The sequence below is a fragment of the Agromyces albus genome (genome assembly GCF_004134825.1).
Taxonomy (GTDB): Bacteria; Actinomycetota; Actinomycetes; order Actinomycetales; family Microbacteriaceae; genus Agromyces; species Agromyces albus.
Window position 1 is genome coordinate 42,509 of the sequence record NZ_SDPN01000022.1, and the last position, 19,906, is coordinate 62,414.

18 protein-coding genes and 1 tRNA gene are annotated in these 19,906 nt (G+C 69.8%); 1 reads left to right on the forward strand and 18 read right to left on the reverse strand.

From position 1 onward, the window contains the following. Positions 1-50: 50 nt before the first annotated feature. Complete coding sequence (locus tag ESP51_RS12415) at positions 51-656, reverse strand: ANTAR domain-containing response regulator (protein ID WP_129521215.1); 606 nt, start codon at positions 654-656, stop codon at positions 51-53. Between the two features lie 36 nt (positions 657-692). On the opposite strand from ESP51_RS12415, the gene ESP51_RS12420 reads away from it, so the two are divergent. After that, positions 693-775, forward strand: a tRNA-Leu gene (locus ESP51_RS12420). Between the two features lie 24 nt (positions 776-799). Here ESP51_RS12420 and ESP51_RS12425 read toward each other — a convergent pair. The 17 genes from ESP51_RS12425 to ESP51_RS12505 form a co-directional block, all read right to left on the reverse strand. After that, positions 800-1,252: an SRPBCC family protein gene (locus ESP51_RS12425; RefSeq protein ID WP_129521216.1), complete on the reverse strand. Its 453-nt coding sequence runs from the start codon at positions 1,250-1,252 to the stop codon at positions 800-802. A 63-nt stretch (positions 1,253-1,315) separates the two neighbouring features. After that, complete coding sequence (gene pyk / locus ESP51_RS12430) at positions 1,316-2,731, reverse strand: pyruvate kinase (protein ID WP_129521217.1); 1,416 nt, start codon at positions 2,729-2,731, stop codon at positions 1,316-1,318. Positions 2,732-2,805: 74 nt separating this feature from the next. After that, the gene (locus tag ESP51_RS12435) at positions 2,806-4,263 is read right to left on the reverse strand and encodes a glutamate synthase subunit beta (RefSeq protein ID WP_129521218.1); all 1,458 of its coding nucleotides are present in this window, start codon (positions 4,261-4,263) and stop codon (positions 2,806-2,808) included. A 53-nt stretch (positions 4,264-4,316) separates the two neighbouring features. Continuing rightward, entirely contained in the window at positions 4,317-8,840 is a 4,524-nt protein-coding gene (gltB, locus tag ESP51_RS12440; protein ID WP_241843146.1) for a glutamate synthase large subunit, read from the reverse strand. A gap of 165 nt (positions 8,841-9,005) precedes the next feature. Next, positions 9,006-9,956 (reverse strand): prolipoprotein diacylglyceryl transferase, encoded by a 951-nt coding sequence (gene lgt, locus ESP51_RS12445; protein WP_129521232.1) that lies wholly within the window; start codon positions 9,954-9,956, stop codon positions 9,006-9,008. A gap of 112 nt (positions 9,957-10,068) precedes the next feature. Then, the gene (gene trpA, locus ESP51_RS12450) at positions 10,069-10,854 is read right to left on the reverse strand and encodes a tryptophan synthase subunit alpha (RefSeq protein WP_129521220.1); all 786 of its coding nucleotides are present in this window, start codon (positions 10,852-10,854) and stop codon (positions 10,069-10,071) included. Next, on the reverse strand, positions 10,851-12,059 hold the full coding sequence (gene trpB, locus ESP51_RS12455) for a tryptophan synthase subunit beta (RefSeq protein ID WP_129521221.1): 1,209 nt from the start codon (positions 12,057-12,059) through the stop codon (positions 10,851-10,853). The genes trpA and trpB overlap by 4 nt, the downstream gene beginning before the upstream one ends. A gap of 1 nt (position 12,060) precedes the next feature. After that, on the reverse strand, positions 12,061-12,831 hold the full coding sequence (trpC, locus tag ESP51_RS12460; RefSeq protein WP_129521222.1) for an indole-3-glycerol phosphate synthase TrpC: 771 nt from the start codon (positions 12,829-12,831) through the stop codon (positions 12,061-12,063). A 3-nt stretch (positions 12,832-12,834) separates the two neighbouring features. Continuing rightward, complete coding sequence (locus ESP51_RS12465; protein WP_129521223.1) at positions 12,835-13,065, reverse strand: DUF6704 family protein; 231 nt, start codon at positions 13,063-13,065, stop codon at positions 12,835-12,837. 125 nt (positions 13,066-13,190) lie between these two features. Then, a complete protein-coding gene (locus ESP51_RS12470; protein WP_129521224.1) occupies positions 13,191-13,814 on the reverse strand; it encodes a Trp biosynthesis-associated membrane protein in 624 nt (207 codons plus the stop codon). Next, positions 13,811-15,337 carry an anthranilate synthase component I gene (locus ESP51_RS12475; RefSeq protein ID WP_241843145.1) on the reverse strand — a complete coding sequence of 509 codons (1,527 nt, stop codon included), beginning with the start codon at positions 15,335-15,337 and terminating at the stop codon, positions 13,811-13,813. Before ESP51_RS12475 ends, ESP51_RS12470 begins: the two co-directional genes overlap by 4 nt. 16 nt (positions 15,338-15,353) lie before the next feature. Next, on the reverse strand, positions 15,354-15,761 hold the full coding sequence (hisI, locus tag ESP51_RS12480; RefSeq protein ID WP_129521226.1) for a phosphoribosyl-AMP cyclohydrolase: 408 nt from the start codon (positions 15,759-15,761) through the stop codon (positions 15,354-15,356). Beyond that, positions 15,758-16,519 carry an imidazole glycerol phosphate synthase subunit HisF gene (gene hisF, locus ESP51_RS12485; RefSeq protein ID WP_129521227.1) on the reverse strand — a complete coding sequence of 254 codons (762 nt, stop codon included), beginning with the start codon at positions 16,517-16,519 and terminating at the stop codon, positions 15,758-15,760. Before hisF ends, hisI begins: the two co-directional genes overlap by 4 nt. A 9-nt stretch (positions 16,520-16,528) precedes the next feature. Beyond that, complete coding sequence (gene hisG, locus ESP51_RS12490; protein WP_129521228.1) at positions 16,529-17,368, reverse strand: ATP phosphoribosyltransferase; 840 nt, start codon at positions 17,366-17,368, stop codon at positions 16,529-16,531. Positions 17,369-17,433: 65 nt separating this feature from the next. Continuing rightward, on the reverse strand, positions 17,434-17,697 hold the full coding sequence (locus tag ESP51_RS12495) for a phosphoribosyl-ATP diphosphatase (RefSeq protein WP_129521229.1): 264 nt from the start codon (positions 17,695-17,697) through the stop codon (positions 17,434-17,436). Between the two features lie 9 nt (positions 17,698-17,706). Beyond that, entirely contained in the window at positions 17,707-18,378 is a 672-nt protein-coding gene (rpe, locus tag ESP51_RS12500) for a ribulose-phosphate 3-epimerase (protein ID WP_129521230.1), read from the reverse strand. Positions 18,379-18,387: 9 nt separating this feature from the next. Beyond that, positions 18,388-19,848 carry an RsmB/NOP family class I SAM-dependent RNA methyltransferase gene (locus ESP51_RS12505; RefSeq protein ID WP_129521231.1) on the reverse strand — a complete coding sequence of 487 codons (1,461 nt, stop codon included), beginning with the start codon at positions 19,846-19,848 and terminating at the stop codon, positions 18,388-18,390. Positions 19,849-19,906: the final 58 nt, after the last annotated feature.

The following is a 19,906-nucleotide window of genomic DNA, read 5'->3' on the forward strand; positions in this document are numbered from 1 at the left end:
GGATGCCGCGACGAACGTGTCGTCGCGGCATCCGATGATCGGGGTCTGCGTTACTTCTTCTGCGAGAGCTGCTCGATGATCGCCTGCGAGACGTCTTTCATCGTGAGCCTGCGGTCCATGGAGGCCTTCTGGATCCAGCGGAACGCCTCGGGTTCGGTGAGGCCCATCTTCTCGTTGAGCAGGCCCTTCGCCCGGTCGACGAGCTTGCGGGTCTCGAATCGCTCGACGAGGTCGCCGACTTCGGCTTCGAGCGCGATGATCTGGGCGTGGCGGGCCAAGGCGATCTCGATCGCGGGCAGCAGGTCGTTCGGCGTGAACGGCTTCACCACGTAGGCGAGGGCGCCGGCTTCGGTCGCGCGCTCGACGAGCTCCTTCTGGCTGAACGCCGTGAGGAGCACGACCGGGGCGATGTGGCCCTTCGAGAGGCGTTCGGCCGCGGAGATGCCGTCGAGCTGCGGCATCTTCACGTCCATGATCACGAGGTCGGGACGAAGCTCCGTCGCGAGTGCCACCGCGGTCTCGCCGTCACCGGCCTCTCCAACGACCTCGAAGCCGTTGTCGCGAAGGATCTCGACGATGTCGAGGCGGATGAGCGACTCATCCTCCGCCACGACCACGCGCCGTGGCGCCGACTGGGTGCTTTCGGTGTCTGTCACGGAGGAAAGCCTACGGTATTCTGAGCAGGGCCCTTGGCCGGTGTGGCGGAATGGCAGACGCGGAGCACTCAAAATGCTTTGCCCGAAAGGGCGTGTGGGTTCGACCCCCACCACCGGCACCGATGACCGGCGCTCACTGGCGCTCAGCCCGGAGCGGCGTCGCGGAGAAACGCATTGCGTCGCTCGATGAGACGCTGAAGGTACGGGCCGACGACGAGCTCCGCGAGCCATCCGAGCACGCCCAGCGGCGCCACGAGGCGCACCCGGTCGATCATGATGGTTCCGCCGCCGGAATCGGGCATGAACCGGTGCTCGTGACGGAAGGACCGGAACGGCCCCTTCACCTGCTCGTCGACGAATACGTGGGGCGGCGACATCCGCGTGATCCGGCTCGTCAGGCGGATCGGCACCCCGAAATGCCAGGCGCGCCAGGTCACCTCCTCGTCGAGGCCGATGAGGCCTGAGGTGACGCCCGCGACGGCATGCTCGCGCGAGGCGGCCATCGACGCCGTGTGCGCGTCGATGCTCCTCGACCGGTCGAATGCCTCCTGCACGCTGAGCGACAGGCGAGTGCGGCATTCGAACTCGACGGTCATACCCGCATTCTGGCATGCGTCGGGCCCGGCACCCCGTGGGGTGCCGGGCCCGACGGGCTGCGGTTAGAGCACCTCGCCCACGACGTGCACGCGCACGTCGTTGGTGGTGCCGGGGATTCCGGGAGGGGAACCCGAGATGATGACGACCTTCTCGCCCTTGGCCGCCTTGCCGGTCTTCGCGAGCACGTCGTCGACCTGTCCGACCATCTGGTCGGTGTGGGTCACGCGGTCGACGACGAACGACTCGACGCCCCAGTTCAGCGCCATACGGCGCCGGATGGCGGGGTCGGGCGTGAAGGCGAGGATGGGGATCTCGGAGCGGAGCCGCGACATCCGGCGCACCGACTCCCCCGACTCGGTGAACACGCAGAGGTACTTCGCGCGAACGAAGTCGGCGACCTCGACGGCCGCGAGCGTGATCGCGCCGGCCTGCGTGCGCGGCTTGGTGCCGAGCGGCAGGATGCGGTCGAGCCCGTGCTGCTCGGTCGACTCGACGATGCGGGCCATGGTCTGCACCGTGACGACGGGATACTCACCGACGCTCGTCTCTCCGGAGAGCATGACCGCGTCGGCGCCGTCGAGCACCGCGTTCGCGACGTCGGAGGTCTCGGCTCGCGTCGGGACCGGGCTGTGGATCATCGACTCGAGCATCTGCGTCGCCACGATGACGGGCTTGGCGAGGCGGCGGGCGATCTCGACTGCGCGCTTCTGCACGATCGGCACTGCCTCGAGCGGGAGCTCGACGCCGAGGTCGCCTCGCGCGACCATGATCGAGTCGAACGCCTCGGCGATCTCCTCGAGCGCGTCGACGGCTTGCGGCTTCTCGATCTTCGCGATGACCGGCACGCGCCGGCCGACCTCGTCCATGATCTCGTGCACGCGCGTGATGTCGGAGGCGTTCCGCACGAACGACAGGGCGATGAGGTCGGCGCCGAGTTCGAGGCCCCAGCGGAGGTCGTCCTCGTCCTTCTCGGAGAGCGCGGGAACGTTGACCGCGACACCCGGGAGGTTGATGCCCTTGTTGTTCGACACGGGGCCGGCCACCACGACTCGAGTCGTGACGACGGTGCCGTCGGTCTCGACCACCTCGACGCGAACCTTGCCGTCGTCGATGAGGAGGAAGTCGCCCGCGCTCACATCGTCGGGCAGGCCCTTGTAGGTCGTGCTGACGATCTCCTTCGAGCCGATGATGTCGTCGGTCGTGATCTTGAACGTGTCGCCAGCGGCGAGCTCGTATGGCCCGCCGTCGAACTTGCCGAGCCGGATCTTCGGGCCCTGCAGGTCGACGAGTACAGCAACCGCCCGGCCCGAGTCGTTCGCGGCCTTCCTGATGTTCTGGTAGACCCCCTCATGCACGTCGTAGGTGCCGTGGCTGAGGTTCATGCGAGCGACGTCGACGCCCGCATCGATGATCGCCCGGATCTGTTCGTAGCTCGACGTCGCCGGGCCGAGGGTGGCGACGATCTTCGCTCGTCTCATGTGGTTGTGCTCCTGGTGTTCCGCGCCGAAGCGCTGATTCGGGGGTCGCGGCGCGCCGTGCGGCGCGTCGGGGTTCAGATGGAGAACGCGCGAGCCGTCGCGGGGATGGGGCTCGGCAGCAGCGTCTCGCCTTCAAGGTACCGGTCGACGGCGGATGCCGCAGCGCGACCCTCGGCGATCGCCCACACGATGAGCGACTGGCCGCGGCCTGCGTCACCGGCGACGAACACTCCCGGCTGCGCCGTGGCGTAGTCGTCGTCACGCGCGATGTTGCCCCGATCGGTGACCGGAAGCTGCAGCTGCTCGTCGAGCGTACGGGTCTCGGGGCCCGTGAATCCGAGGGCGAGGAGCACGAGGTCGGCGGGAATCTCGCGCTCGGTGCCGGCCTTGGGCACCCGGCGCCCGTCGAGGTACTCTGTCTCGGCGACGCGGATCGCCCGAAGCTCGCCGACGTCGTTCGGGACGAACTCGACGGTCGAGACGAGGTAGTGGCGGTTGCCGCCCTCCTCGTGGGCGCTCTGGACCTCGAAGATCGTCGGATGCATCGGCCAGGGCTGCTCGGGCGGGCGGACCGCGCTCGGCTCCTTGCCGATCGCGAGATTCGTGACCGAGAGCGCACCCTGCCGGTGTGCAGTGCCGATGCAGTCGGCGCCGGTGTCGCCGCCGCCGAGGACGACGACGTGCTTGCCCTCCGCGGTGATCTGGTCGAACACGTTGTCGCCCGCGAGGTGCCGGTTGGACTGCGTGAGGTAGTCCATGGCGAAGTGCACGCCGGGCAGGTCGCGACCCGGGATCGGCAGGTCGCGCGGCACCATCGCACCGGTCGCGACGACCACGGCGTCGTAGCGCGCGCGCAGCTGCTCCCACGTGATGTCCACGCCGATGTCGACGCCGGCGCGGAACCGGGTGCCCTCGGCCGTCATCTGCGCGAGACGCTGGTCGATGTGCTTCTTCTCCATCTTGAAGTCGGGGATGCCGTAGCGCAGCAGGCCGCCGATGCGGTCGTCGCGCTCGTACACGGCGACGGTGTGGCCGGCACGAGTGAGCTGCTGGGCCGCGGCGAGTCCGGCGGGTCCAGAGCCGACGACCGCGACCGTCTTGCCGGTGAGCCGGCCGGGCGGCTGCGGCTGCACCCATCCGTTGCCGAACGCCTCGTCGATGATCGACACCTCGACCTGCTTGATGGTCACGGCCGGCTGGTTGATCGCGAGCACGCACGCCGACTCGCACGGCGCCGGGCACAGCCGGCCCGTGAACTCGGGGAAGTTGTTCGTCGCGTGCAACCGCTCGATCGCGGCCCGGCCCTCGCCGCGCCACGTGAGGTCGTTCCACTCGGGAATGAGGTTGCCGAGCGGGCAGCCCTGGTGGCAGAACGGGATGCCGCAGTCCATGCAGCGCCCGGCCTGGCGGCGGAGCTGGGCGGGGTCGCCCTGTTCATAGACCTCTTTCCAGTCCATGATGCGCACCGGAACGGGCCGCCGCTTGGGCAGCTCACGCTCGGTGACCTTCAGAAAGCCCTTCGGGTCAGCCACGCGACACCTCCAGGGTCTCGGGGAGCACAGCTCGGGTCCAGACGACCGTCGATTCAGCCACCTGTCACCTCCAGAATTCGTGTCCAGACGACGTCGCCGTCGGGGTCGAGCCCCTCGTCGACGGCGCTCTGGCGGGTGCGGAGCACTGCCGCGTAGTCGCGCGGAAGCACCTTGGTGAAGCGATCGAGCGCCGCGTCGCCCTCGGCGAGGAGTTGCGCCGCGACTGCCGAGTCGGTGGTCTCGAGATGCTGCTCGAGCAGGTCGCGCACGATCTCGCGATCTGCGCTGCCGAGCGGCAGCAGCTCGAGCTCGCCGCTCGTGAGCGAATCGTTGTTCACGCGGCCCTCTCGCAATCCGAGCACGTAGGCGGTGCCGCCCGACATGCCGGCACCGAGGTTGCGGCCGGTCTCGCCGAGGATGAGGGCGAGTCCGCCGGTCATGTACTCGAGCGCGTGATCGCCGACACCTTCGACGACCGCGGTCGCACCGGAGTTGCGCACGAGGAACCGTTCGCCCACGATGCCGCGGATGAACATGCTGCCTTGCGTGGCGCCGTAGCCGATGACGTTGCCGGCGATGACGTTGTGCTCGGCGACGAAGCCGCTGTCGCGCGAGGGACGCAGCACGAGCTGACCGCCCGAGAGGCCCTTGCCGACGTAGTCGTTGGAGTCGCCCTCGAGGCGCAGGGTGATGCCGCTCGGCAGGAAGGCGCCGAAAGACTGCCCTGCGGAGCCGGTCAGCGTGACGTCGATCGAACCCGGGGGCAGGCCGTGCTCGCCGCGACGAACCGTGACCTCATGGCCGAGCATCGTTCCGACCGCGCGCTCGGTGTTCTTGATCGGCAGCTCGATACGCACGCTCCCGCCGCCGTCGATCACGAGCTGGCTGCGGCGGATGAGCTCGTTGTCGAAGTGCTCGTCGAGCTCGTGGTCTTGCGACCGGGCATTCCGGCGAGGCTCCGACTCCGCGAAGTCGGGTCCGACGAGCACCGGCGAGAGGTCGAGCCCCGACGCCTTCCAGTGCGACACGGCGCGGTCGATGTCGAGCAGCTCGCGACGCCCGATGATCTCGTCGATGCTGCGGTAGCCGAGCGCTGCGAGGTACTCGCGCACCTCCTGGGCGATGAACTCGAAGAAGTTCACGACGAACTCGGGCTTGCCCGTGAAGCGCTTGCGGAGCTCGGGGTTCTGCGTCGCGACGCCGACCGGGCACGTGTCGAGGTGGCAGACCCGCATCATGACGCAACCCTGCACGACGAGCGGAGCCGTGGCGAACCCGAACTCCTCTGCGCCGAGCAGCGCGCCGATGATGACGTCACGGCCGGTCTTCAGCTGGCCGTCGACCTGCACGACGACGCGGTCGCGCATGCCGTTGAGCATGAGCGTCTGCTGCGTCTCGGCGAGACCGAGTTCCCAGGGCGTGCCGGCGTGCTTGAGCGAGTTGAGCGGGCTCGCACCCGTGCCGCCGTCGTGCCCCGAGACGAGGATGACGTCGGAGAGCGCCTTCGCGACACCCGCGGCGACGGCGCCGATGCCCGACTGGCTCACGAGCTTCGTGTGGATGCGCGCCTTGGGGTTGGCCCGCTTCAGGTCGAAGATGAGCTGCTTCAGGTCTTCGATCGAGTAGATGTCGTGGTGCGGCGGCGGCGAGATGAGCCCGACGCCGGCCGTCGCGTGACGCGTGCGCGCGACCCACGGATAGACCTTCGTCGGCGGCAGCTGGCCGCCCTCGCCGGGCTTGGCACCCTGGGCGAGTTTGATCTGGATGTCGTCGGCGTGCGTGAGGTACATGCTCGTCACACCGAAGCGGCCCGACGCCACCTGCTTGATGGCACTGCGGCGCTCAGGGTCGAGCAGGCGGTCGAGGTCTTCGCCGCCCTCTCCGGTGTTCGACTTCGCACCGAGCCGGTTCATCGCGATCGCGAGCGACTCGTGCGCCTCTTGCGAGATGGAGCCGTAGCTCATCGCGCCCGTCGAGAACCGCTTCACGATGGACTCGACCGATTCGACCTCGTCGATCGGCACTGCGGGCCTCGTGCCGGTGCGCAGCGCGAACATGCCGCGCAGCGTCATGAGCTCCTCGGCCTGCGAGTCGACCATCGAGGTGTACTCGCGGAACACGTCGTACCGGCGATTGCGGGTCGAATGCTGCAGGCGGAAGACCGTCTCGGGGTTGAAGAGGTGCGGCGAGCCGTCGCGGCGCCACTGGTACTCGCCGCCGGTGCGAAGCCGCTCGTGGGCGCGCACCGCGGCGTCTTGCGGGTACGCGGCGGCATGCCGGTCGAGGTTCTCGGCCGCGACGACGTCGATGCCGATGCCTCCGAGCTTCGAGGTCGTGCCGGTGAAGTACTCGTCGATGAACTCCTGCGAGAGGCCCACCGCCTCGAACGCCTGCGCGCCGGCATACGACGAGATCGTCGAGATGCCCATCTTCGACATGATCTTCAGCACGCCCTTGCCGAGCGCCTTGATGACATTGCGAACGGCCTGCTCGGGAGTCACGCCCGTGATGACGCCGGAACGCACGAGGTCTTCGCACGTCTCCATCGCGAGGTAGGGGTTCACGGCGGATGCCCCGTAGCCGACGAGCAGCGCCACGTGGTGCACCTCGCGCACATCCCCGGCCTCGACGACGAGCCCGACCTTCATGCGGTTCTCGGACCGGATCAGGTGGTGGTGCACTGCCGACAGCATGAGCAACGACGGGATCGGCGCGAGGTCCTTCGTGGAGTCGCGATCGCTCAGCACGATGAAGGACGCGCCCTCGTCGATCGCCTCGTCGACCTCGGCGCAGAGCGCGTCGAGCCGTGCCCGCATCGCCTCAGGACCGTCGTCGACTCGGTAGAGGCCTTTGAGCGTCTTCGTCTTCGACGAGCCGACGTGCGGATCGATGTGCACGATCTTCGCGAGTTCGTCGTTGTCGATCACGGGGAAGTCGAGCGACACCTGGCGGGCGTGGTCGGGCCCGGCCGTGAGCAGGTTGCGCTCGGGGCCGAGCGACGAGCCGAGCGAGGTGACGACCGCTTCGCGAATGGAGTCGAGCGGCGGGTTCGTGACCTGCGCGAACTGCTGCGTGAAGTAGTCGAACAGCAGTCGCGGGCGCTCGGAGAGCACGGCGATCGGGGTGTCGGATCCCATGGCGCCGAGGGGCTCCTGCCCCGTGCGCGCCATCGGCGCGAGCAGGATCTTGACCTCCTCCTCGGTGTAGCCGAAGGTGCGCTGTCGGCGGGTGACCGATGCCGGCGGGTGCACGATGTGCTCGCGCTCGGGGAGCTCGGTGAGCCGGATCCGGCCCTCTTCGAGCCAGTCCGCCCACGGCTCGGATGCGGCGAGCTCGGCCTTGATCTCGTCGTCTTCGATGAGGCGCCCCGCCTCGGTGTCGACGAGGAACATGCGCCCGGGCTGCAGGCGGCCCTTGCGGACGATCTTGCTCTGCTCGATGTCGAGCACGCCGATCTCGCTCGCGAGCACCACGAGCCCGTCGTCGGTGACGACGTAACGCCCCGGACGGAGCCCGTTGCGGTCGAGCGTGGCGCCGACGAGGGTTCCGTCGGTGAACACGATCGCCGCCGGGCCGTCCCACGGCTCCATGAGCATCGAGTGGTACTCGTAGAACGCACGACGCGCGGGTGCGATCTCGGTCTGGTTCTCCCACGCCTCCGGCACCATCATCATGATCGCGTGGGGAAGGCTGCGTCCGGAGAGGGTCAGGAGCTCGACGACCTCGTCGAAGGACGCCGAGTCACTCGCCCCGGGCGTCACGATCGGCAGGATCGGCGCGAGGTCGCCGAGCAGCTCCGACTCGAGCTGCGACTGGCGGGCGCGCATCCAGTTGCGGTTGCCCTGAATCGTGTTGATCTCGCCGTTGTGCGCGATCATGCGGAACGGCTGCGCGAGCGGCCACGATGGGAAGGTGTTCGTGGAGTAGCGCGAGTGCACGAGCGCGAGCTTCGACGCGAACCGCTCGTCGGAGAGATCGGGGTAGAACGGCTCGAGCTGGAGCGTCGTGACCATGCCCTTGTAGACCATGGTTCGGCACGACAGCGACGCGAAGTAGAGCTCGAGCTCGCGCTCGGCCCGCTTGCGGAAGCGGAATGCCAACCGGTCGAGGTCGCTGCCCTCGCGGTGCTCCCCCATCGACGTCGTCGCCGACGACTGCACGAACAGCTGCTGCACGACGGGCATCGCGGCGCGGGCGAGCGTGCCGAGCTCATCGGGCCGCACCGGCACCTCGCGCCATCCGATGACCGAGAGGCCTTCGGATGCCGCGATCTCCTGCACGCGCTGCTTGACCGAGCTGCGCGACGTCGGGTCGACGGGGAGGAAGGCATTGCCGACCGCGTAGGCGCCGGCGGCGGGCAGGGGGAAGGGCACGACGGCGCGCAGGAACGCGTCGGGCACTTGCGTGACGATGCCTGCGCCGTCACCGGTGCCGGCGTCGGATCCGACCGCGCCGCGGTGCTCGAGGTGGCGCAGCGCATCGAGCGCGGTCGTGATGATGTCATGACCCGCCGTGCCGCGAAGGGTCGCGACCATCGCAAGGCCGCAGGCGTCCTTCTCGGCGGCAGGGTCGTACATGCCCTGCGCGGCGGGAACGGAGCCGAACCTCGAGAAGGGTGGGGTGAGCGACACGTGGACCGTCCTCATCAACTAGTTGTCAGCGGGGGACGTCGTCGGCCCTGCAAGGGGATGTCGCGGCGCATGGTGCGGCGTCGCGTTCGGTGAACGTGGTGAATGGGCGTCCTATGGTGAGGGTGACCGGCTCGAGCTTGTGGCTGCGGTCTCGCCCGTGTCGTTCCCGCCCTCGACGTCATCGTCGAGAGAGTCGGAGTCGGACTCGGTTTCGTCCGAGTCTACCTCAGCGTCGGCGCCCTTCCATTCACGGCCAGGTTCGTAGGGCGTCGGCTCGTCGCCGGTGTGCCTTCGGCTCTGTACTACGAAGATCACGATGCCGAGCAGGATGGCCGCGAACGACGCCCACACGTTGACCCGGATGCCGAGGAACATCTCGCTCGGGTCGACCCGGATCGACTCGAAGAACGAGCGACCGAGGCCGTACCAGATGAGGTAGACGCCCAACGCCTTGCCCCAGCGCAGGTTGACCTTGCGCTCGAGGAAGAGGATGAGGGCGACGCCGGCGAGGTTCCAGACGATCTCGTAGAGGAACGTCGGGTGGAACAGCGTGCCGTCTTCGAGCCCAGCGGGGAACTGCGCGTTGTCGGCCGAGATCTCGAGGCCCCATGGCAGGTCGGTCGGCAGGCCGTACAGCTCGTGGTTGAACCAGTTGCCGAGCCGGCCGGTGGCCTGCGCGAGGAGGAGGCCGGGCGCGAGTGCGTCGGCGAACGACCAGAAGCGGATGCCGGTCATACGGCATCCGATGTACGCGCCGACCGCGCCGCCGATGAGCGAGCCGTAGATGGCGTTGCCGCCCTCCCAGATGTTCCAGATCGCACCGGGCTCGAACGGATTCCAGACGTTCGCGCCCTCGTAGAAGTAGTCACCGGGGTGCGTGAGCACGTGGTACAGCCGCGCGCCGATGATTCCGAGCGGAACCGCCCACAGCACGATGTCGAGCACGATGCCCGGCTCGGCTCCGCGCTTCGTGAGGCGACGCGAGGTCATGATCGTCGCGAGGACGATGCCGAGCAGGATGCAGAGCGCGTAGGCGCGGATCGACACCGTGCCCCAGGGCATGGGGATCTCGAAGCCGTCCCATTCGGGGCTCGGGATGCTGAACGCTGCGATCACTCGGGCTGCTGCCTTTCCTCATGAAGCCGACGGCCGCGAGGGCCTCAGTCAGCGTACTTCACTCGCGACGGGTGCCGCGCGCCAGCTCCGCGGCCAGCGCTCCGGCCGCGGGAACGCCGCCCGTCGCGAGTGCGTTCACGAGGGCCGAGCCGACGATCGCACCGTCGGCGTACTCGAGCACCTCGGCCACCTGGGCCGCGGTCGAGATGCCGAGACCGACGCAGCTCGCCGGGGCGCCCGCGTCGGAGAGGCGTGCGACGAGCTGGCGCGCCGCCTGGTCGACGTCGGTGCGGGCTCCGGTGATGCCCATCGTCGACACCGCGTAGACGAAACCGCGGCTCGCATCGACGGCCCGCCGGATGCGGGCGTCGCTCGACGTGGGCGCGGCGAGGAAGACGCGGTCGAGTCCGGTGCGCTCGGCTGCGGCGATCCACTCGCCCGCTTCGTCTGGAATGAGGTCGGGCGTGATGAGCCCCGCTCCCCCGGCGGCGGCGAGATCGTCGGCGAACCGGTCGACGCCGTACTGCACCACCGGGTTCCAGTAGGTCATGATGAGCACCGGGGCATCCGTGCGCTCGGTGATGCGGCGCACCGCCTCGAACCCATGCGTGAGGCGGAAACCATTGGCAAGCGCCTGCTGGGTCGCGGCCTGGATGACCGGTCCGTCCATGACGGGATCGGAATACGGGAGGCCGAGCTCGAGCACGTCGACGCCGTTCTCGACGAGCGCGACAGCAGCCTCCACGCTCTCGTCGAGGGTGGGGAATCCGACCGGCAGGTAGCCGATGAGCGCGCCATTCGCCTCGTCGTTGCGCCGGCGGATGACGGGACCAGCGGTTCTCACTTGGGGTTCTCCTGGTCGTAGAGCTCGAAGTACGTCGCCGCCGTGTCCATGTCTTTGTCGCCGCGGCCCGAGAGGTTCACGAGGATCGTCGCGTCGGGGCCCAGCTCGCGTCCGAGCTCGAGGGTGCCCGCGAGCGCGTGCGCCGACTCGATCGCGGGGATGATGCCCTCGGTGCGGGTGAGCAGGCGCAGCGCGTTCATGGCAGCGGCATCCGTCACCGGCCGGTAGGTCGCCCGCCCGATCGCCGAGAGCCAGGAGTGCTCTGGGCCGACACCCGGATAGTCGAGGCCCGCCGAGATGGAGTGCGACTCGATCGTCTGGCCGTCGTCGTCTTGCAGGAGGTAGCTGCGGGCGCCGTGCAGCACGCCCGGGCGGCCGCGCGTGATGGTCGCTGCGTGGCGTTCGGTGTCGACGCCCTCACCGCCGGCCTCGAAGCCGTAGAGGGCGACGTCGGTGTCGTCGAGGAACGCGTGGAAGATGCCGATCGCGTTCGAGCCGCCGCCGACGCACGCGGCGACCGCGGTCGGCAGCGCACCCGTGAGGTCGAGCACCTGCTGGCGGGCCTCTTCGCCGATGATCTTCTGGAAGTCGCGCACCATCTCGGGGAACGGGTGCGGACCGGCGACCGTGCCGAAGATGTAGTTCGTCGTGGCGACGTTCGTGACCCAGTCGCGCATGGCCTCGTTGATCGCGTCTTTCAGGGTGCGCGAACCCGCCTTCACCGCGACGACCTCGGCGCCGAGCAGGCGCATGCGGGCGACGTTCAGCGCTTGGCGCTCGGTGTCGACCTCGCCCATGTAGATGACGCAGTCGAGGCCGAAGAGCGCGGCGGCCGTCGCCGTTGCGACACCGTGCTGGCCGGCGCCGGTCTCGGCGATCACGCGGGTCTTCCCGATGCGCTTCGTGAGCAGCGCCTGGCCGAGCACGTTGTTGATCTTGTGCGAGCCGGTGTGGTTCAGGTCTTCGCGCTTCAGGATGACGCGGGCACCGCCCGCGTGCGCAGCGAATCGCGGCACCTCGGTGATGATCGACGGGCGTCCGGTGTAGCTGCGGCCGAGCTCGGCGAGCTCGGCTCCGAATCCGGGGTCGAGCTTCGCGAGGTCGTAGGCCTCGCCGAGCTCGTCGAGTGCTGCGATGAGCGACTCGGGCACGAATCGCCCGCCGAAGTCGCCGAAGTACGGACCGGTCTGCGCTCTGAGCGCCATGTCACACCGCCAGGAAAGCTGAGAGGTTGGCAATCGGGTCGCCCGTCACGAGGGCTTCGCCGACGAGCACGACGTCGGCGCCCGCTGCGCGATAGTGGGCGACATCGTCGGCAGACTTCACCGCGGACTCGGCCACGCGGATCGTGCCCGCGGGGAAGCGAGCGGCGAGACGGCCGAACAGGTCGCGATCGAGCTCGAAGGTCGAGAGATCGCGGGCGTTGACGCCGATGAGCCGGGCACCGAGCGCCGCGGCTCGGTCGAGCTCCTCGGCCGAGTGGGTCTCGACGAGGGGCGTCATGCCGAGTTCGATGATGAGGTCGTAGAGCTCTCGGAGCTCACGGTCGTCGAGGGCCGCGACGATGAGGAGCACGAGGTCGGCGCCGGCGGCGCGCGCTTCGAGCACCTGGTAGGGCGTCGCGATGAAGTCCTTGCGCAGGATGGGCAGGGCAACCGCCGCACGCACCGCCTCGAGGTCGTCGAGCGATCCGCCGAATTTGCGCCCCTCGGTGAGCACGCTGATCGCGCTCGCGCCGCCGAGCTCGTAACTGCGCGCGAGTGCCGCCGGGTCGCCGATCGTCGCGAGCGCGCCGCGAGACGGGCTCGACCGCTTGATCTCGGCGATCACCTTCACGTGCGACGACGGCCGGAGCGCCTCGAGCGCGTCGAGCGCGGGCGGGCGCACGAGCGCGGCGGCCTCGACCTCGGCGAGGGGGCGCGCCTCACGGCGCACGAGTGAGTCGGCGACCGCGTTCGCGGTCAGTTCGGAGAGCACGTCTCAGTGCACCTTCGTGGTGACCTTCTCGCCGCCGACGCCGTAGCCGGCGCGCGCGAGGACCCAGCCGACCACGAGACCGATGACGAGCAGCACCGCCGAAGCCCAGACGAGCCACTGCACGTCGAGGAAGAAGGCGACCGTGCCGATCACGAAGGCGATGAGCATGATCGTGACGGAGGTCCACGCCGCGGGCGAGTGTCCGTGGCCGGGATCGTCGGTCTCAGTGCTCATGATGCTCCTTCGTTGCAAGATTCGACGGCAAGTCTACCGGGCGCGGACTTGCCGCTGAGAATCGGGGAACCAGCGCGCGATCAGCTCCGCGCGAGGCGACGCTACCGGCTCCGCGCGGCCTCCGCTCACCCCGTGGGGTCGTCGCCGCGACTGAGCTCGTCCCAGTCGTCGATGGCGCGGTCCGAGGCCGCTCGAGGCGCGGGTTCGGCGTGGTCGTCGGTCTCGGCGAGCCGTACGCCGCGGTACCGGCGCGAGGAGGCGGGCCACTTCGTGCCCGTCGCGAGCACGACGACGCCCGCGAGCACCACGAGCGCTCCGCCCGCGATCGCTGCGGCAGGCCAAGCCGATGCGGTGACGGATGCCAGGAGCTCGGCGGTCGGCCCGGCGCCCGAGACGCCCGTGGCATCCGTCACCGCCGGCGACACGGCCGCGACCGGATCGCCGATCGAGGTCGACGCGGCGAACACGATGGACGCGCCGAGGAGCACCTCGAGCACGCCGAGCACCATGCGGAGGCCTGGGCCGGCGAGCGCGAGCGCGGCGACGAGTGCGAGCCCCGCGAGTGAGAGTGCAGCGAGAGCGGGCGATGCGATGCTTCCAGCGACGGGGATGGCGTCGGCGGGCGTGCCGGCTCCTGCCCCGTCGGCGAGGCGGAGGTCGAACCAGGTCTGGCTCCACGAGAGCAGCGTGAGACCCGCGCCGACGATCGTCGCGATGATCGCGGGCGACTTCATGCGCGAGGCGTTCACGACTCCACCCGTCGCATCGCGTTGGCGACCGCGACGGCTCGGAGCGGAGCGGCGGCCTTGTTCTGCGACTCGCGGAACTCGGACTCTGGGTCCGAGTCGGCGACGAGTCCGCCGCCGGCCTGCACCCGGGCGACGCCGCCCGCGATGGTCGCCGTGCGGATGGCGATCGCGAGGTCGGCGTCTCCGCCGAACCCGAAGTAGCCCACCACTCCCCCGTAGAGGCCGCGTTGGGCGGGCTCGAGCTCGTCGATGATCTCGAGGGCGCGCGGTTTCGGCGCACCCGAGAGTGTGCCTGCCGGGAAGGCGGCCCGGAACACGTCGACCGCGTTCGCGCCTGGCGTGAGGTCGCCCTCGACCGAGGAGACGAGGTGCATGATGTGGCTGAACCGCTCGACCCGCATGAACTCGGTCACTTCGACGGAGCCCGCCGTGCACACCTTCGCGAGGTCGTTGCGCGCGAGGTCGACGAGCATGAGGTGCTCGGCCTGCTCCTTGGGGTCGGCGATGAGCTCTGCTTCGAGGTCGGCGTCTTCCTCGGGAGTCGCCCCGCGCGGCTTCGAACCGGCGATCGGATGCGTGAACACGCGCCCGTCCTGCACCTTCACGAGCGCCTCGGGCGACGAGCCGACGATCCAGTACGACTCCCCGGTCGCGTCCTCGAGGTGCAGGAGGTACATGTAGGGGCTCGGGTTGAGGCTGCGCAGCACCCGGTACACGTCGATCGGATGCGCCGTCGCCTCCTGTTCGAAGCGCTGCGAGATGACCACCTGGAAGATGTCGCCCTCGCGGATGTACTCCTTCGACCGCTCGACGGCGGCGAGGAAGTCGGCCTTCTCGGTGCGGTGCACCGGATCGGCGGCGCGAGTGAGGTCGATCTCGGCGAGCCAGGCCTCTGACGGCCGGGAGAGGTCGCGCTGCATCCGGTCGAGGCGCTCCTGCGCGTCGGCCCAGAGCCGTTCGGGAGCATCGACGTCGTCATTGAGGGTCGAGGCGATGAGTTGCACGGTCCCGGTGCGATGGTCGATGACGACGAGCTCGGAGACGAAGGCGAACGCCTGGCCGGGCATCGAGAACTCGGCGGGAGGCCGGTTCGGCAGGCGCTCGATCTGGCGGATCGCCTCCCAGCCGATGAAGCCCACGAGTCCTCCGGTCAGCGGGGGCGCGCCCGGAACGTCTTCGGTGCGCCACCGCTCGTAGAGCGCCTCGAGGGCGGCGAGGGGCGCGAGGCCGGCGGCATCGCCGAGCGCGCGCTCGGCCGGGAGTCCGTAATCGAGCCACTCGACGTCGTCGTCGCGCTGGGTGAGCACCCCGTACGACGAGACGCCGACGAACGAGTACCTCGACCAGATGCCGCCCTGCTCGGCGGACTCGAGGAGGAAGGTGCCGGGACGACCGCCCGCGAGCTTGCGGTAGATGCCCACCGGTGTCTCGCCGTCGGCGAAGAGCTCGCGCACGACGGGCACGACCCGTCGGCCGGCCAGGAGCGCGGTGAAGTCCTCGAAACGGGTGGTGGCGTCGGCCAACGGTCTCTCCTCGTCGTCAGTCTGCCGGCGCGAAGCCCTGGACGACCGCGATGGGGTCGCCGTCGAAGCAGCGCCGGGTACCCGTGTGACAAGCCGCACCGACTTGCTCGACCTGCACGAGCAGGGTGTCGGCATCGCAATCGAGCGCCGCCGACCGCACGTACTGCACGTGCCCCGAGGTGTCGCCCTTGCGCCAGTACTCCTGGCGCGAACGCGACCAGAAGGTCACTCGCCCCTCGGTGAGGGTGCGGCGCATCGCCTCTCGGTCCATCCAGCCGAGCATGAGCACCTCACCCGTGTCCCACTGCTGGATGATCGCCGGGAGGAGCCCGTCGGCGGTGAACGCCGCTCGGTCGATCGCCGTCGCTCCGTCGGTCCACGGCTCTTCGTCGCGCTCGAGTTCCTCGTCGCCGGGCTCGCTCATCGCACGATCCTTCCGTCGGCCAAGAGGGCGGCCTTCACTTCGCCGATCGTCACCTCGCCGTTGTGGAACACGGATGCCGCGAGCACCGCGTCGGCTCCGGCTGCGATCGCCGGTGCGAAGTCGCCGACGTGTCCGGCGCCGCCTGAGGCGATCACGGGCACGCTCGCGAGCTCGTGCATGAGCGCCGTGAGCTCGAGGTCGAACCCGGCCTTCGTGCCGTCGGCGTCGATCGAGTTGACGAGCAGCTCCCCGGCGCCGAGCTCGATGGCCCGTCGCGCCCACTCGAGGGCGTCGAGGTCGGTCTCGGTGCGGCCGCCGTGCGTCGTCACGACGAATCCGGAGGAAGTGCGCTGCGAGCGCTTCACGTCGAGCGAGAGCACGAGCACCTGCGCGCCGAAGCGGTCGGCGATCTCGCCGATGAGCGGCGGCCTCGCGATCGCGGCGCTGTTCACGCCGATCTTGTCGGCGCCGTGCCCCTGCAGTCGCGCGACGTCGTCGACCGAGCGGATGCCGCCGCCCACCGTGAGCGGGATGAACACCTGCTCGGCCACGCGCTGCACCATCTCGTAGGTCGTGGAGCGGTCGTCGACGGTCGCCGTGACGTCGAGGAACGTGAGTTCATCGGCGCCCTGATCGGCGTACCGGGCAGCGAGCTCGACGGGGTCTCCTGCATCGCGGAGGTTCTGGAAGTTGACGCCCTTGACGACGCGGCCGGCAGCCACATCGAGGCACGGGATCACGCGGACGGCTAGCGACACCCCGTCACCTCACAACCGTGCCGCGTGGATCGCGCTCACGAGGATCGCCCGTGCGCCGAGCGAGTAGAGCTCGTCCATCACGTGGTTCATGTCGACGCGCGGGACCATGACGCGCACCGCGACCCACTCGGGATCGTGCAGCGGCGACACGGTCGGCGACTCGAACCCGGGCGCCACGGCGGTGGCGCGTTCGAGGTGCTCGACCGGAACGTCGTAGTCGAGGAGCACGTACTGGCGGGCGACGAGGACGCCCTGGAGACGGCGCACGAGGGTGTCGGTGCCCGGCCGCTCGACGCCGGAGCCGATGAGCACCGCCTCGGATTCGAGGATGACCGGGCCGAAGATCTCGAGGCCCGCCTGGCGGAGCGTGGAGCCGGTGGAGACCACGTCGGCGACGGCATCGGCGACGCCGAGTCGCACGGCCGACTCGACCGCTCCGTCGAGCTTGACGAGATTCGCGGTCACGCCGTGGCCCGCGAGGAACCCGCCGACGAGGCCGGGATAGCTCGTGGCGACCCGCACTCCGTCGAGCTGCGCGAGCTCGGTGAAGTCGCCCGCCGGCCCCGCGAAGCGGAAGGTGGAGTCGCCGAATCCGAGCGAGGCGATCTCGGCGGCATCCGACCCGGAATCGAGCAGGAGGTCGCGACCCGTGATGCCGACGTCGAGCGCGCCGGAGCCCACGTAGGTGGCGATGTCACGCGGGCGGAGGTAGAAGAACTCGACCCCGTTGCGCGGGTCGGCGGTGTGCAGGTCGCGCGGGTCGCGGCGGCCGGTGTACCCGGCCTCCCACAGCATCTGCGCGGCGGTCTCGGAGAGCGAGCCCTTGTTGGGCACGGCGATTCGGAGCATTTCCTGCCTTATGTTTCTGGCAACACTGTCGTGTCGACGGTTCTGATCGGGCATGAGCGGCGGGATCAGAGATGTCGGTACACGTCGGCGGGCTCGAGGCCCTTCGCGAGCATGAGCACCTGCAGGTGGTAGACGAGCTGCGAGATCTCTTCAGCGGTCTCTTCGTCGCTCTGGTACTCGGCGGCCATCCAGACCTCGGCGGCCTCCTCGACGATCTTCTTGCCGATGGCGTGCACGCCCGCATCGAGCTCGCGCACCGTGCCGGACCCCGCTGGGCGGGTGCGGGCCTTCTCGCTGAGCTCGACGAAGAGATCGTCGAATGTCTTCACCCGTCTAGGCTACCGGTGCACGTGGGGGTGAACGGACGCGGCCCTGCGCAGCGCCTCGATCTGCTCGGCCGGTGAATCCGCGCCGAAGACCGCCGACCCGGCGACGAACGTGTTCGCTCCCGCTGCGGCGGCGATGCCGATCGTCTCGAGCGAGATGCCGCCGTCGACCTGCAGCCACACGTCGAGGCCCGCTGCGCGCACCGAGTCGGCGACGCGCTCGAGCTTGGGCATCGTCTCGGGCCGGAACGACTGGCCGCCGAAGCCCGGCTCGACGGTCATCACGAGCACCTGGTCGAACTCGGGCAGCAGCTCGAGGTACGGCTCCACCTCGGTGCCCGGCTTCAGGGCGATGCCGGCGCGCGCGCCGATCGCTCGCAGTCGGCGGGCGAGCCCGACGGGGTCGGCCGTGGCCTCGACATGGAACGTCACGGAGAACGCACCCGCCTCGGCATATCCCGGCGCCCAGCGCTCGGGGTCGTCGATCATGAGGTGCACGTCGAGCGGAATGGGCGAGACCTGCTGGAGCCGCTCCACCATCGGCAGGCCGAACGTGAGGTTCGGCACGAAGTGGTTGTCCATGATGTCGACGTGCACGAGATCGGCGCTCGCGATGCGGCCGAGCTCGCGCTCGAAGTTCGCGAAGTCGGCAGCGAGGATGCTCGGGTTGATCCGCGTCGTCATGGATTCACCCTATCGATCGGCGACGGTGGCATCGGCGACAGGGGAATCGGCGCCCGTGCGCCGGACGAGGGCGATGAACATCGCATCGGTGCCGTGCCGGTGCGGCCAGAGCTGCACGGTGCGGGGGTCGCCGTCGAGGTCGAGCGGATGCCGCGACAACGCCACCACCACCGCTCGCGTGTCGAGCTGCTCGACGCGATCGCCCCACCGGGCGAGCGCCGCGCCGAACGTGCCGTGCGTCTCGGCGGTGTGCGGGGAGCACGTGACGTACGCGAGGATGCCGCCGGGCGCGAGCGCCCCGACCGCGGCGTCGAACAGGTCGCCCTGGAGCTTCGTGAGCTCGGCGACATCCGCCGGCGACTTGCGCCATCGCGCCTCGGGCCGGCGACGGAGAGCGCCGAGGCCGGTGCACGGGGCATCGAGGAGGATGCGATCGAAGCCGTCGGGGGCGCCGAGCGCGGTGAGGTCGAGCTCGCGGCCGTCGCCGACCCGCACGTCGACCTCGATCGGCACTCCGGCCACGGCATTGCGCACGAGGTCGGCGCGCGCCTGCACCGCCTCGTTCGCGACGACCCCCGCGCCGCCGCCGAGCGCCTCGGCGGCAAGCACCGCGGTCTTGCCGCCAGGGCCGGCGCAGAGGTCGAGCCAGCGCTCCCCCGGTGCGATGGGAGTGGCACGAGTGAGGGCGAGCGCCGCGAGCTGCGAGCCCTCGTCTTGAACGCGGATGCGGCCGCCCGAGGATCGCGCGACGCCGATCGGGTCATCGGTGACCGCGCCGATCGGCGAGTAGCGGTCGGGCTCGAGCGTGACGCCGCCGACCGTCTCTGCGTCGGCGTCGTCGAAGCCCGGAAGCACCGCGAGGTTGACCCGGGGCGAGTCGTTGTCGGCCTCGAGGAGCGCCTCGAGCTCGGACTCGCGACCCTCACGGGCGAGCGCGGCGCGGAAGGCGCGCACGATCCACGCGGGGTGGCTCGAGAGCCGGGCGAGACGGTCGTCGCGGTCCTTGGCTCCCGCTCCGACGAGTTCGCGCCAGGAGTCGGCCGACGTGCGCGAGACCGTGCGCAGCACGGCGTTGGCGAATCCTGCGGCCTTCGGAGCGACCTTGCGGGCGAGCGCCACTTGCTCGAAGACCGCCGCGTGCGTCGGCACCCGGGTCGCGAGCAACTGGTGCACCCCGAGCCGCAGCACGTCGAGCACTGCCGGGTCGATGCTCGAGGTGGGCCGGTCGGCCGCGAGCTCGAGGACGAGATCGTAGAAACCGAGCATGCGCAGGGTGCCGTAGGTGAGCTCGGTCGCGAAGGCCGCGTCGGCGCGATTCAGGCCGGCCCTGCTGATGCGCGTGGGCAGCAGGAGGTTCGCGTAGGCCTCGTCGGTCCGCACGGCCTCGAGCACCTCGAAGGCGACGCGGCGCGCCGGGGAGACGCCCTCCGCTCCCCCGCCGCGGGAGTTCGATCGCGCGCCGCCGCTCATCGCGCGACCGCCTGTTCGCGTGCGGCGCCGCGCCACCAGTCGGCGGCGGCCATCGCGG

Coding starts and splice junctions, on each gene's coding strand:
- ESP51_RS12425 (WP_129521216.1), bottom strand. CDS start 1,252: ATGACCGTCGAGTTCGAATGCCGCACTCGCCTGTCGCTCAGCGTGCAG.
- pyk (WP_129521217.1), bottom strand. CDS start 2,731: ATGAGACGAGCGAAGATCGTCGCCACCCTCGGCCCGGCGACGTCGAGC.
- gltB (WP_241843146.1), bottom strand. CDS start 8,840: ATGTACGACCCTGCCGCCGAGAAGGACGCCTGCGGCCTTGCGATGGTC.
- lgt (WP_129521232.1), bottom strand. CDS start 9,956: ATGCCCTGGGGCACGGTGTCGATCCGCGCCTACGCGCTCTGCATCCTG.
- trpB (WP_129521221.1), bottom strand. CDS start 12,059: ATGGCGCTCAGAGCGCAGACCGGTCCGTACTTCGGCGACTTCGGCGGG.
- ESP51_RS12465 (WP_129521223.1), bottom strand. CDS start 13,065: ATGAGCACTGAGACCGACGATCCCGGCCACGGACACTCGCCCGCGGCG.
- hisI (WP_129521226.1), bottom strand. CDS start 15,761: ATGAGCGAGCCCGGCGACGAGGAACTCGAGCGCGACGAAGAGCCGTGG.
- hisG (WP_129521228.1), bottom strand. CDS start 17,368: ATGCTCCGAATCGCCGTGCCCAACAAGGGCTCGCTCTCCGAGACCGCC.
- rpe (WP_129521230.1), bottom strand. CDS start 18,378: ATGACGACGCGGATCAACCCGAGCATCCTCGCTGCCGACTTCGCGAAC.
- ESP51_RS12505 (WP_129521231.1), bottom strand. CDS start 19,848: ATGAGCGGCGGCGCGCGATCGAACTCCCGCGGCGGGGGAGCGGAGGGC.